This window comes from Aquimarina agarilytica ZC1 (assembly GCF_000255455.1).
Lineage (GTDB): Bacteria > Bacteroidota > Bacteroidia > Flavobacteriales > Flavobacteriaceae > Aquimarina > Aquimarina agarilytica.
Genome location: NZ_JH621250.1, coordinates 95978 through 108490, shown reverse-complemented (window position 1 = coordinate 108490; position 12513 = coordinate 95978). Strand labels below are relative to the sequence as shown.

General features: G+C 29.4%; 11 protein-coding genes. 4 read left to right on the top strand and 7 right to left on the bottom strand.

Annotated elements, in window-relative coordinates:
• Positions 1-352 precede the first annotated feature (352 nt).
• On the top strand, positions 353-1885 hold the full coding sequence (locus KQA_RS0204265) for an NAD(P)H-hydrate dehydratase (RefSeq protein WP_010178437.1): 1533 nt from the start codon (positions 353-355) through the stop codon (positions 1883-1885).
• A gap of 68 nt (positions 1886-1953) precedes the next feature.
• On the opposite strand, the gene KQA_RS0204260 is transcribed toward KQA_RS0204265, so the two are convergent.
• The 5 genes from KQA_RS0204260 to KQA_RS0204240 all read right to left on the bottom strand — a co-directional run bounded on the left by KQA_RS0204260 (position 1954) and on the right by KQA_RS0204240 (position 5725).
• On the bottom strand, positions 1954-2379 hold the full coding sequence (locus tag KQA_RS0204260; protein ID WP_010178435.1) for a hypothetical protein: 426 nt from the start codon (positions 2377-2379) through the stop codon (positions 1954-1956).
• Positions 2380-2578: 199 nt separating this feature from the next.
• The gene (locus KQA_RS0204255) at positions 2579-3460 is read right to left on the bottom strand and encodes an SDR family oxidoreductase (protein WP_010178433.1); all 882 of its coding nucleotides are present in this window, start codon (positions 3458-3460) and stop codon (positions 2579-2581) included.
• A 52-nt stretch (positions 3461-3512) separates the two neighbouring features.
• Positions 3513-4106, bottom strand: a complete 594-nt coding sequence (locus KQA_RS0204250) for a hypothetical protein (RefSeq protein WP_010178431.1) — start codon at positions 4104-4106, stop codon at positions 3513-3515.
• Positions 4099-5403, bottom strand: coding sequence for a methylmalonyl-CoA mutase family protein (locus KQA_RS0204245; RefSeq protein ID WP_232285850.1), 1305 nt, complete (start codon positions 5401-5403; stop codon positions 4099-4101). The genes KQA_RS0204250 and KQA_RS0204245 overlap by 8 nt, the downstream gene beginning before the upstream one ends.
• On the bottom strand, positions 5396-5725 hold the full coding sequence (locus KQA_RS0204240) for an FtsB family cell division protein (protein ID WP_029209451.1): 330 nt from the start codon (positions 5723-5725) through the stop codon (positions 5396-5398). Before KQA_RS0204240 ends, KQA_RS0204245 begins: the two co-directional genes overlap by 8 nt.
• Before the next feature lie 125 nt (positions 5726-5850).
• On the opposite strand from KQA_RS0204240, the gene KQA_RS0204235 reads away from it, so the two are divergent.
• The gene (locus tag KQA_RS0204235; RefSeq protein ID WP_010178425.1) at positions 5851-6348 is read left to right on the top strand and encodes a thioredoxin family protein; all 498 of its coding nucleotides are present in this window, start codon (positions 5851-5853) and stop codon (positions 6346-6348) included.
• Positions 6349-6404: 56 nt separating this feature from the next.
• Here KQA_RS0204235 and KQA_RS0204230 read toward each other — a convergent pair whose 3' ends face one another.
• A complete protein-coding gene (locus KQA_RS0204230) occupies positions 6405-7769 on the bottom strand; it encodes a sensor histidine kinase (RefSeq protein ID WP_010178424.1) in 1365 nt (454 codons plus the stop codon).
• Positions 7759-9105: a sigma-54-dependent transcriptional regulator gene (locus KQA_RS0204225; RefSeq protein ID WP_010178422.1), complete on the bottom strand. Its 1347-nt coding sequence runs from the start codon at positions 9103-9105 to the stop codon at positions 7759-7761. The genes KQA_RS0204230 and KQA_RS0204225 overlap by 11 nt, the downstream gene beginning before the upstream one ends.
• 201 nt (positions 9106-9306) lie before the next feature.
• Between KQA_RS0204225 and KQA_RS0204220 the strand changes: the two genes are divergently transcribed.
• Positions 9307-9990 carry an ABC transporter ATP-binding protein gene (locus KQA_RS0204220; protein WP_010178420.1) on the top strand — a complete coding sequence of 228 codons (684 nt, stop codon included), beginning with the start codon at positions 9307-9309 and terminating at the stop codon, positions 9988-9990.
• A 54-nt stretch (positions 9991-10044) separates the two neighbouring features.
• On the top strand, positions 10045-12462 hold the full coding sequence (locus KQA_RS0204215) for an ABC transporter permease (RefSeq protein WP_010178418.1): 2418 nt from the start codon (positions 10045-10047) through the stop codon (positions 12460-12462).
• Positions 12463-12513 lie beyond the last annotated feature (51 nt).

The following is a 12513-nucleotide window of genomic DNA, read 5'->3' as shown; positions in this document are numbered from 1 at the left end:
TCACCAAGAAATAATGCATTTAATCTTGTTTTTTGTGTTTTTTAACTTATTTGTTATGACTTGAATATTTGTTGAGTGTGTGTTTTTTAATTTTATTTATATATTTTTTTTGCTTTATTTATATATTTTTTTAGTTTTTTTTGTTTGTTTATTGTCGTTTATTCAAATTCTGGTTTTTTAATTAATAAGAAAAATCTTACTAATTGTTTTTGGTTGTAAGTTTTGTGTTTAATGGAATAAACATGCATAAAAGTTTTAAATGAATCTAGTTTATTATCATTACGGAATGATAATTTTTTTATAATGGAATAGACTCTTATTAATATATAATTTCATTGTTATATTTACGGTTATGAAATTACTTGGATTATCACATATAAAAGAGGCAGATCGTTTAACTGTCAAAAATCAAAAGATTACTTTTTTAGATTTAATGGAAAGAGCAGGACTCGCTGTTTTTAATACCATACATGAACGTTTACAAGGTGCACAAGTACCAATTCATGTTTTTTGTGGTTTAGGCAATAATGGAGGTGATGGTTTAGTTATTGCACGCCATTTAGTTGAACATGGTTATAATGTAACAACATATATAGTTAACTTTAGCACAAATAGGAGTGAAGCTTTTTTAGTTAATTATGATCGTTTAAAAGCTATTGATAATGAATGGCCGATACAATTAAAAGGGGAAGAAGATATACCCACTGTATCTTCAAATGATATGGTGATTGATGCTATTTTTGGTATAGGCTTGAATAGGCAAATGGAGCCTTGGGTAAAAAAACTAATTAGTTATATAAACGCTTCGAATGTTTTTGTTTTATCCATTGATGTTCCATCAGGTTTATATGCCGAAAAATCACCTGAAGATGAAACAGCTGTAATCTATTCAAACGTATGTCTAACATTTCAGGCTCCAAAACTGATCTTCTTTTTACCTGAAACAGCTAAATATGCTCAGGATGTAGATTTTGTTGATATTGGATTAGATACAGGATACTTGAATGAAGTTGATACCAAAATGGATCTTATTTTAAAAAATGAGGTATTAAAGTTATATCGACCTCGAGAAAAATTTAGTCATAAGGGGACCTACGGACATACTTTATTAATAGGTGGAAGTAAAGGGAAAATAGGAAGCATGTTACTCGCTTCCAAAGCTTGTTTACGAGTAGGAGCAGGTTTAGTATCAGCTTTAATACCGGAATGTGGTTATCATGTAATACAAACTGGGATCCCAGAGGTAATGGTAGTAGACCATGATAATGACGATTATTTAGAAGATTTTAAATTTGAATTAGATCCAAGTGTTATTTGTATTGGTATGGGATTGGGGATGCATAAAAAAACAATTTTAGCATTTGCCAAATTTTTAAAAGAGAATACCAAACCATTAGTCATTGATGCCGATGCTATAAATATACTTTCTGAAAATTCGGAATTACTTGATTACATTCCAAGACAAACCGTATTAACACCACATGCAAAAGAGTTAGAAAGATTAATTGGTGTTTGGAATGATGATTTTGAAAAACTTGAAAAAGTAAAGTTATTTTCTAAAAAGTACGATTGTATTTTAATTATTAAAGGAGCAAACTCGATTACAGTTTATCATGATGAGATTTATGTAAACACAACAGGGAACCCAGGAATGGCAACTGCAGGAGCTGGCGATGTATTGGCAGGAATGATTTCGGGGCTTATTAGCCAAGGATATGGAGCTTTACAAGCAAGTATTTTTGGTGTTTATATGCATGGTAGTGCTGGGGATATAGCTGTGAATGGCTTAGGCTATCAAGCACTTTTAGCGTCTGATATTGTTGATAAAATTGGTCCAGCATATTTGGAATTATTTAAACAGCCAGAACAACCAGTGAATGCTTAATTAAATAATAAACCCCACAAACTATAAAGCTTGTGGGGGTTTATTATCTAATAGAAAAATAAAATTAATTAGTTTTTCTTCTTTTTCTTCTTTTTTGGCTTACCCAAAGTTACTCCATCAATTGGTTTTGCTTCTGCTGCTAAATGTTCAAATACATTTTCAGGATCTGCCCACATTGATAGTGTATAGGTGTAATTAGATTTTTTACTTAATTGAGAAGCTCCTTCCCAAATCCATAAACTTAAATCAATAGTTTTAGTTCCAGCTCCGGCAACTTTATGAATAGCATTACCAATCGCTTTTCCATCCTTCTTTATGCCTAAGTAAATAGTACTAGGTTTAGTAGCTGTATATTTTATTTTGTAACCAGGTATACTTTGCGCTTTAGGAATATAAGTTTTAGGAGGAGTTGCAAACTCTACACTCTGCGCAAATGATACTGCCGAAAATAATAAAGCAATACTTAATACTAAAAATTTAAAGGTCTTTTTCATAATTTAAAATTTAAATTGAGGGTTATTTTTTTGCAATAATACACTATTTAATTCAAAAATAATAGTACTATAAGCTTTTAGCAATAATTAAGCCATTTTGCTGATTTCTCAATAATTTTTTTTACGAAGTACTAAATTAAAATGTAGGTTATTAATGTATAAGGCTTGATATAATGACTCCATATTAATTTTTATACGATTAATTGCTTTTTTTTGACCTTATAGCGGCTTCTAATTGGTCCCATAATGCTTCAGGAATTTGTTCCAATAAATTCATTTGACCAGCTCCTTTTAGCCATTCTCCACCATCAATAGTGATAACTTCTCCATTCATGTAAGCAGAAAAATCTGATGCTAAATAAGCAGCTAAATTGGATAGTTCTTGATGCGCTCCAACACGTTTTAAAGGAACTTTTTTGGCTAAATCAAACTTATCTCTAATATCCTCGGGTAATAAGCGATCCCAAGCTCCTTTTGTAGGAAAAGGACCAGGAGCAATAGCATTAAATCGCATACCATATTTAGCCCACTCCACAGCTAATGACCTAGTCATAGCCAATACTCCTGCTTTGGCAGTAGCACTCGGAACTACGTATGCAGAACCAGTCCAAGCATATGTGGTAACAATATTAAGTACACTAGTGTTTTTTTGTTTGGTATCAATCCAATGTTTACCAAAAGTAAGTGTACAATTTTTTGTTCCTTTTAATACGATATCTATAATAGTATCAAAGGCATTAGCAGATAAGCGTTCTGTTGGTGAAATAAAATTTCCTGCGGCATTATTAAGAAGTACGTCTACTTTTCCAAAAGCTTCAATGGCTTTTTTGTGCATGGCTTCAACTTCTTTTATATTTCTTACATCACAGGCTAAAGCTAGACATGTTCCTCCTGTTTCTGTTTCTAATTCCGTTTTTACACGTTCTAATTTTTCTATATTACGCGAAGTAATGATTACGTTAGCCCCTAATTCCATGAAATAAGTAGTCATGGATTTACCCAGACCACTACCACCACCTGTTACAACAATTGTTTTTCCCTTTAAAGCGTCGTCACGCAACATTTTAGCAGTATAATTCATGTTTATTTTTTTGTTGAATTTACAATATTAAAGCTTAGTGGCACAATTTATTTTAATATGAAGAAAATTCGGAATACACTTTTAAAAATAAAGTAGCTGTTTTTTCTTCTATTTCTTTACTTCCTGATAAACAGTCAATAGGAAATTTAGGTAGTAAAGATTGAATTTTAATAAATGTATTATACAATCTATCATTAACAACTAAAGTATCCACTTGAGCTATTTTAGCTAAGTTATGTGTATTAAAAATGGTATTTATAGCTTCAGGAAAAGCTATAAAATTAAATTTTAAAGTATTGGGACTTTTGTATAAATCATCACAAATACAAGCTAAAACAGTCCTCAATGTTCTTATTGAAATTATAGTATCTATGGCGTCTGTAAATGGAATCTTTAAGTTGATGGTAGTTGTTTTATGATGTAATTCTTTTTGTAATACAATTTCATTAAAAAGAACTGTCATTTGTGTGACTGAAAAATCAGAAAGCCGAAAATGGATTGAATCTGTAAATAATTTTTTGGTAGTTACTTGTGTTGAAAAATTGTGTGTATGATATCCACGAGTAAAAGGAGGAAAACCAGCCGCTTGTTGGTTTTTTCCATTCGACATATCAATTTCGATATAATTTACATAAAGCTTATCCATTTGAATAGAGTTTATCCCATATAGGTTTTTCTTGTGGAGCGGTTAATCGTTTTTTAATTATTGGTTTCCAAAAAGGTGAATGCCCTTTAGTTTTTAAAAAAGGATAGTGTATAGGAGTTTTTTTTGTTGTTGGTGTTGTTACTGTGAATTGTTGATTAAAGGCTTTTTGTTCAGCACTTTCTTTTTCTTTTATTTTTTTCTGAATAATTCCTTTGCGTAATTGGTTTGTAAAACCACCTCCTTGTTCAATACTTTCAAATAAAACGAGTGTTTTATCAATCAGTTGTTGGGTTAATTTTTCAATATAAATAGCGTCATTAATTGGGATACTACTATTTTTAATATTTTGTATTAATAGTTTATTTTGAGCATTAATTATAGGAATATCTTCTTTAAAATATAGGTAATTTTCGGGATAAGCAGTTATAAAATCAACACCTGCGCATTGACCAATTTGACACTCAATACTCGAGATTTCATGATTTATATCCGAATCAAATAGCTGTATAGTACGTTGACTTTTTTGTTGAAAGAGCAAGCAATTTAATGTGATGTTTTGTGATTCAAAATAGCTATTAGTGAGTATACGAAGTGCTTTTAATTTAGCAATTTCTATAAAAAAATCTGTTCCTACAGCAACAAAATAAGTTATGGTATTACATTTTTTTAAAGAAATTTGATGGTCATATTGTTTTAATTGAGTTAGTGAATATGCTAATTGTTGTACAGGAGTAGCGCCAGCATCGTGAAATAAGCTTTGATTGATAGTTAAGCTTGATGGCGAATGATTTAAAATAAGATCTAATTGCTCAAAATCATGATTAAAGTTGCGATACCAATTTCCTGTTTGGGTAATTTTACCAATAGGATCGGATAATACAGTTACCTGAGGATAGTTAGCCTGTATTTTTTTATAACTATCAATGTTTAAAAAATGAGGTATGATAAAAGTAGATACGCTAATATTTTGTAGTAAAATATCCATATCCAATTCCGCATTAAAAATAGTAAAGCAGATATTAGTGAAACCAGAATTAATAGCGTTTACAGCTTTTGTATTGGCTGTAGCTTCATTATTCACTGTAATGTATATACAGGTATTTATTTTTTTTGGAAAATCAGCAATACTTCGATACTTAAGTTCAGATTCGGAATAAAAAGGCAATTGCGGAATTCCATCAGCACTACTTTTGACCAGAGTTTTTTGGTAATCTAAACCTTGGAGTTCATATTGAATTTTCTGCTTCCATTGTTTTGTTGAAATAGCAGCAAAACGTTCAAAAATGATATCATTCATTTTCATCAACACTGTTTTTTTCGTAATCAATGATGTAAATATCTTCATTTTCTTTTTTCATGAAGTATTTTTCACGGGCATATTTTTCTAAACCCGAACTATCTTTTAAAATTGTTATAAGCTTTTCGTCCTTTGATATTTCTGTTTGATAGTATTGCTTGTTTTCCTCTAGTCCCTTAAGTTCTTTGTTTAGAGTACGGTGAATTAACCATGAATTAGTATCTAAAAATAGCATCCAAATAGAAAAGAATAGTGCAATAAATAAGTATTTATTACTTATAAATTTAAAATATCTTTTAGTGAAAAGCTGTCTTAATTTCAAGGTCAAACTACAATTTTGTTGAGGGTAAAGTTATAGTAATTCAATCATAATTTTAAAAGAATATCGTGTTATTTTGTTAAATTAAGTGAAGCTTCTTTCATTAATAAAGAAAATTTACAAAACGTATGAAACAAATAAAAATAATTTTTAGGATACAGAATGCACTTGCTATTGATAAATTTTTAAATTTATTTGTAATGAAAAGGATTTCATGTATAGTTACCTTACTGACATTTATTTTTGTTTTTTCAAGCTACACTTTGGTAAAAAGTAAAAAGGGAATAGAATTTTTTAAAGGGACTTGGTTGGAAGCTTTGGAAAAAGCAGAACAAGATAAAAAATTCATTTTTTTAGATATTTATGCAGATTGGTGTTCTCCTTGTAAAAAATTGAAGCGTATAAGTTTTAAAAACGAAGCAGTGGGGGAATACTATAATGAAAATTATGTAAATATAGCGGTTGATGGAGAAACAAAAGAGGGTAGGGCACTTATTGACAAGTACAGTGTACGTTCCTATCCAACACTTTTGATTATAGATTATCATGGGAACCTAAGGACTAAAGTTGTGGGTTTTAAAAAGCCTCAAATTCTTATTAATTTTGGAAAAAGAATTATTCCTTAAAATAGCCTAATGTTGTTTATTGATAAACTAGGGGGGGATCATAATACTATTTAGATTCAAAAAAATAGATTTACTACAGTACCTGTATTTTCAATGCTGTTTATTGTTATTTCTCCTTTATGTAGTAGCATGATTTGTTTACATAAACTTAAGCCAATACCACTGCCTGTTTTTTTGGTAGTAAAAAATGGGATAAAAACTTGATCTATAATTTCATCAGGAATTCCTTTTCCATTATCAATAACATGAATAGTGGGTTGACCAGTACTATTTATTTTGGCTTTAACTATAATTTTGGGATTTTGAATACCTTCGAGAGATGCTGTAGCATTTAAAATTAAATTGATAAGTACTTGTTCAATTAAATAAGGATCCATTTTAATTTGAATACTTTCATTATCAATTTCAAAGAACACTGAAATTAATTTGTTTTTTAACGAAGGTAATAAGAGCGTTTCTATGGAGTTAAATAATTCTTTGATAGATACTTTACTTAAATTAAGTTCCGTTACTTTGTTTAAGCTACGATAGGTTTTAGCAAATGAGAGTAAGCCTATGCTTCTTTTTTTAATACTATCAATCCCAATATTTAAATCATCAATATCCAATAAATTTTCAGCAGGATTATTATTATGCGCAGTTATATGAGCATGTAATGTTTCTGCTAATGATGAAATTGGAGTTATGGAATTCATTATTTCATGAGTCATAACACTCAAAAGTTTTTTCCAAGCTTCAGATTCTGTTCTATTTAATGTATCAGCAATATTTTTAATTACTATTAATTTGAATGATTCATTTTGTGCTTTAAAAGTGCTACTTGATACTAAAAAGCTTGTTTTTTTATTATCAATAATCACATTAACATTGGAATCATTAACATAGTTTTTAGAAAATAGTTTATAATAAATTTTTGGAGTCCTTTTTTCTATAAACTGAATATTTTTTATTGAAGGAATATCTAATTGTCGTTTAAATGAATCATTAACCCATAATACATCTTTAGATGTTAAATTATAAGCTATAATACCCGTGTCAATAAGATTTACTATTTTTTTAAGATGAAGGTGTTGTACTTCTTTTTCTTTGTAAAGTTCCCTAATGCTTGTATTTACCGAATTAAATTTTTTATGTAATTCCCTAATACCGTAAACCCCATTTTGTTCATTAAAATGGCGAGAAAAATCGCGATAGGAAATCGCTTCAAAAAAATTATCTATTTCATTGAAGCGTTTAAAAATAGAATCATAAATAGTATAAAATAAATAGAGGACAATAATAACTAAAAAAATAATTACCCAAGTAAGGTGTAATGTTGATTTAAAGTTAACTATATTTATAAAGTACGCTAGTGAAGTAAGCGTTAAAAATAAAACTATAACTCTAATAGTTAGAGCTAATTTATATTTTTTATAAGTCATATTTATGTAGTCTTCTATATAGAGCAGTACGCGTAATACCTAATTCTTTTGCTGATTTAGAAATATTACCATTATGCTTTTCTATAGCTTTTAAAATAGCCTTTTTTTCAAGAATATCAAGTCTTAAATCACTTTGTTGTATGGTTATGGTATCCTTTTCAATAGGTGAAAATGTTAAATCATTTTTATTTAATAGATTATTTTCAGACATAATAACGGCACGTTCAATAGTATATTGAAGCTCACGTACATTACCTGGGAAATGATATTTTTTTAATTTTTCAATAAAATCATCTCCTAGTTGGAGTTGATCTTTTAAATATTTTTCGGCGTAAACTTTTGTAAAATGTTGGGCTAATAAAATAATATCTTTTCCCCTTTCTTTTAAAGTAGGAATAATTAGTTCTACTGTATTAATTCTATAAATAAGATCTTTTCTAAATCTAGTTTCATTAGCAAGTAATGAAATATCTAAATTGGTAGCACAAATGAGTCTAATATCTATAGGAATTGGAGTGTTTGTACCCAATGGAATGAGTTGTCTATTTTGTAATACACTTAATAATTTAGCTTGTTGTTGTAAACTAATATTACCTATTTCATCTAAAAAGAGTGTACCACCTTGCGCTGCTTCAAACCTACCTTTTCTACTGGTTTTAGCATCTGTAAAAGCTCCTTTAGTGTACCCAAATAATTCACTTTCAAATAAAGTAGGAGTTAAAGCACCAACATCTACTTTTATAAAGGGTTTGTTTTTTCGTAAAGAATTTTGATGTATGGCTTTGGCAATAAGGTCTTTTCCAGTTCCATTTTCACCTAAAATTAAAATATTGGCATCAGTTGGAGCTACTTTATCTATTTTAGAAAAAACCGCTTCCATAATGGAGCTTTTTCCTATTATTTGAGACTCTGAGTTTAATAAATTGGGCTTATTATATGTTTTCGACTTTTTTTGATTTAGTATTTCTTCAATTGAAGTAATTAATTTATCATTTTTCCATGGTTTTACTAAAAAGTCAGCAGCTCCTTTTTTTAAGGCTTTAATAGCTAGATCAATATCGCTATAGGCGGTAATAAGAATAACATGTAATTGTTTATTTATATTTTTTATTCTGTTAAGCCAAAAAATACCTTCATTTCCCGTGTTTATGAGTCCATTAAAATTCATATCCAGAATAACAAGATCAAATTTATTCCGGGTGATTAATGATTCGATATTATTAGGATTCCTTTCGGTAATCACTAATTTAACCTTAGATTTTAATAAAAGTCTTACAGCGGTTAATACATCACTATCATCATCAACTACTAATATGTGGGCATTTTTTAATAGCATATGTACAATATTACAATAATATTAAGCCTATCAAAAATTATGAATTAGTAATATGTGGCATTAAAAAAAGTGTATCATTATCGTACACAGATGAATCGTTTTCGAACACCTTAAATTACATAGATTTGTTTAAGGTGTTTATTTATAAGGGGTTATTGTGTTGGCACGATTGTTATAATGTATGTTCTAAATAGATTAAACATGATTGAAATAAATAATTTAGAAAAATATTACAGTACAAAAGAAGTTAAAACAACTGCTTTAAATAAAGTTTCATTTAAAGTGTATAAAGGAGATTTTGTAGCTATTATGGGACCTTCAGGCTGTGGAAAATCAACCTTACTAAATGTGTTGGGAATGATAGATATTCCAGATGGAGGGAATTACATTTTTAATGGAAATGATGTAACAAACTATAATGAAAATCAACGAGCAGATATCCGTAAAGATGCTTTGGGTTTTATATTTCAAAACTTCAATTTAATAGATCAGCTTACTGTTTTTGAAAATGTTGAATTGCCTTTAATTTATTTAGGAATAAAAAAAGGAGAGCGAAAAGAAAGGGTGCACAAAATATTAGAAAAAATGGAGCTAATGCATCGTCGAAAGCATTTTTCTAAACAATTGTCGGGAGGGCAACAACAACGAGTTGCTATTGCCAGGGCAGTAATCAACAATCCAAAATTAATTTTAGCCGATGAACCAACAGGAAATCTTGATAGCAGCACTGGGAGTGAGGTAATGGAGCTTTTAATGGAATTAAATAATCAAGGGACCACCATAGTTATGGTAACACACAGTGAGCATGATGCCAAATATGCGCATAAAATTATTAGAATGCTTGATGGGAAAAAAGTATTTGAAAATAGATTGTTTACTCAGTAAAAGTGAAAATAGAATTGTCAATTATTTTTCCATTACCTAATTAAAAATATACAAATGATTTATTATTATTTAAAGATTGCATTTAGAACATTATTGCAAAATAAAAAACTGGCGACAATAAATATTTTTGGTTTAGCTATTGGTTTAGCAGCTACTGTATTAATTGTACTATATGTTAGTGTTGAATTTAGTTATGATACATTTCATACTAAAGCGGATAATATTTATAGGGTAGAGAGTGATTTTTATGAAGGAGACGTGTTAACTGATGCTTGGCCTAGTGCTTCATTTGGATATGGACCGGCCATAAAGGAACATATCGCAGGGGTAAAAAACTTTGCAAGATTAGACATTGGACAAACAGAGCAAATAGTTGGTTATAAGGATGAATATATCCGAGAAAATACGGTGACTTATGCAGATACTACTTTTTTCGAATTGTTTGATTTTAAATTATTAGAAGGAGATCGGTTAACTATGTTGGATAACCCAAACACGGTTGTTATTTCCCAAAAGGTAGTTTCAAAATTTTTCAAAGGAGAAAGTGCTATGGGCAAAGTAATGACTTTTGCTACCAAAGAGGGAATTAAGAAATGTGAAGTAACAGGAGTTATTGATGATTTTCCTGAAAATTCACATATAAAATTTGATTATTTTATATCATATAGCAGTTTACCAGCTTGGAAACAAAATTTTTGGTATTGGCATACAGCGTATACTTATGTACAATTAGATAAACATACTGATCCTAAAACAGTAGAAAAGGCTTTCCCAGCAGTGGCAGAAAAGTATAAAACAAAAGAGGCTTTAAAATCAAAAATATGGGGAATCTCATTAGTTCCTTTAAAAGATATTCATTTAAATAAGTGGAAAGAATCTGAAAGAGAAACTAAAGGGAATAAAATAACTTTATATGCTTTATCATTTATAGCTGTAATTATATTAATTATAGCTTGGAGTAATTATGTAAATATTTCAATAGCCCAATCTTACGAGCGCATTACAGAAATAGCGATAAAAAAGGTACAAGGGGTTAAAAAGAAGAAGCTATTTAATCAATTCATGTTTGAATCTTTGTTAATGAATGTGTTGGCTTTAATTTTAGCAGTTGTATTAATTGTGATAGCCTTATCGGAGATAAGTAATTTGGTGGATTTAAAGCTGTTTTTTTTACCATTAAAACAGTTTAGATTTTGGGCTATAGCCATGTTAGTTTTTGGTATCTGTGTTTTTCTTTCGGGGTTTTATCCTGCTTTTATTTTATCATCATTAAAACCAGGACTATTACTAAAAGGTAAATTAAGAGTAGGGAAGTCAAAAATAGCTCCTTTAAGTTTTTTGGTAGTCCTTCAATTGGGTCTGTCTTTATTTTTAATTATAGGAACGTTAACTATATATAAGCAAATTAAATTTATGAAAACACAACCTTTAGGGCTTAATGTGAATCAAAAAATGATTTTAAAATTTCCTGTAGGGACAGATAATATGTATCATAAATTAGAAAGTTTTTCAAAAGAATTAAAAAGTAGGACCGATGTTGAAAATGTTAGTTTGTCAGGTGCCGTACCCGGGATGGATATACCGATTGCAGCGGCAAATAAATTAAAGTCTGCAACAGATGATAAAAATCGATTGTTTAAGATGCTTCCTGTGGATTATCACTATTTAGATACGTATAAAATAAATTTAATAGCAGGTCGATTTTTTGATGAAGATTTTGGAGGTGAAAAGCAGAAAATAGTCATTAATAAATCCGCCTTAAAATTACTTGAAATCAAAAATGCAGAAGAAGCTATAGGAAAAGAAGTACTATTAGAAGAACAGTCAATACCTTTTATTATTGTAGGAGTAACTGAAAATTGGCATCAACAGGGGTTAAATAATGGATATACGCCTGTAATATTTCTTTTAAATGGAGTTATTGAATGGATTCCAGCCAATTATATCACGATTAGTTTATCGACAAATAAAATTGATGACTTTGTTGATATTACAAAAAAAATATGGAATACACATTTCAAAAAAACGAGTTTTGATTACTTTTTTGGGGATAGTTTTTATAATGAACAATACATTCGAGATAAAAATGATGGAAAAATGTTAACTTTTTTTACGCTATTAGCATTATTGGTTACGTGTATGGGGTTATATGCATTGGCGGCTTTAATTGGAAATAAGCGTACTAAGGAAGTTGGGGTAAGGAAAGCTTTAGGAGCCAAAACAAGTGAATTGGTCATCTTACTTTCTAAAGATTTTTTAAAATTGGTTTTAATTGCATTTTTAATAGTGCTCCCTGTGGCTTGGTATTTAGTTGCAGAATGGTTGAAAAACTTTGCTTTTCATATTAGTATACCATGGCATTTATTTATTCTTTCAGGGATAATTATACTAACAATTACATTGTTAACAGTAAGTTTTCAAAGTTATAGAGCAGCAATAGCAGATCCAGTAAAATCCTTGAAAGAGGAGTGAGTTTGTTTAAAACAATGTGAAATAAAAAAACCACTCTAATTGAGTGGTTTT

Bases quoted from the DNA above. Each gene is read 5' to 3' on its own strand.
- KQA_RS0204230 (WP_010178424.1), bottom strand. From the start codon at position 7,769: ATGACTTATAAAAAATATAAATTAGCTCTAACTATTAGAGTTATAGTT.
- KQA_RS0204245 (WP_232285850.1), bottom strand. From the start codon at position 5,403: ATGAATGATATCATTTTTGAACGTTTTGCTGCTATTTCAACAAAACAA.
- KQA_RS0204220 (WP_010178420.1), top strand. From the start codon at position 9,307: ATGATTGAAATAAATAATTTAGAAAAATATTACAGTACAAAAGAAGTT.
- KQA_RS0204235 (WP_010178425.1), top strand. From the start codon at position 5,851: ATGAAACAAATAAAAATAATTTTTAGGATACAGAATGCACTTGCTATT.
- KQA_RS0204260 (WP_010178435.1), bottom strand. From the start codon at position 2,379: ATGAAAAAGACCTTTAAATTTTTAGTATTAAGTATTGCTTTATTATTT.
- KQA_RS0204255 (WP_010178433.1), bottom strand. From the start codon at position 3,460: ATGAATTATACTGCTAAAATGTTGCGTGACGACGCTTTAAAGGGAAAA.
- KQA_RS0204250 (WP_010178431.1), bottom strand. From the start codon at position 4,106: ATGGATAAGCTTTATGTAAATTATATCGAAATTGATATGTCGAATGGA.
- KQA_RS0204215 (WP_010178418.1), top strand. From the start codon at position 10,045: ATGATTTATTATTATTTAAAGATTGCATTTAGAACATTATTGCAAAAT.
- KQA_RS0204265 (WP_010178437.1), top strand. From the start codon at position 353: ATGAAATTACTTGGATTATCACATATAAAAGAGGCAGATCGTTTAACT.
- KQA_RS0204225 (WP_010178422.1), bottom strand. From the start codon at position 9,105: ATGCTATTAAAAAATGCCCACATATTAGTAGTTGATGATGATAGTGAT.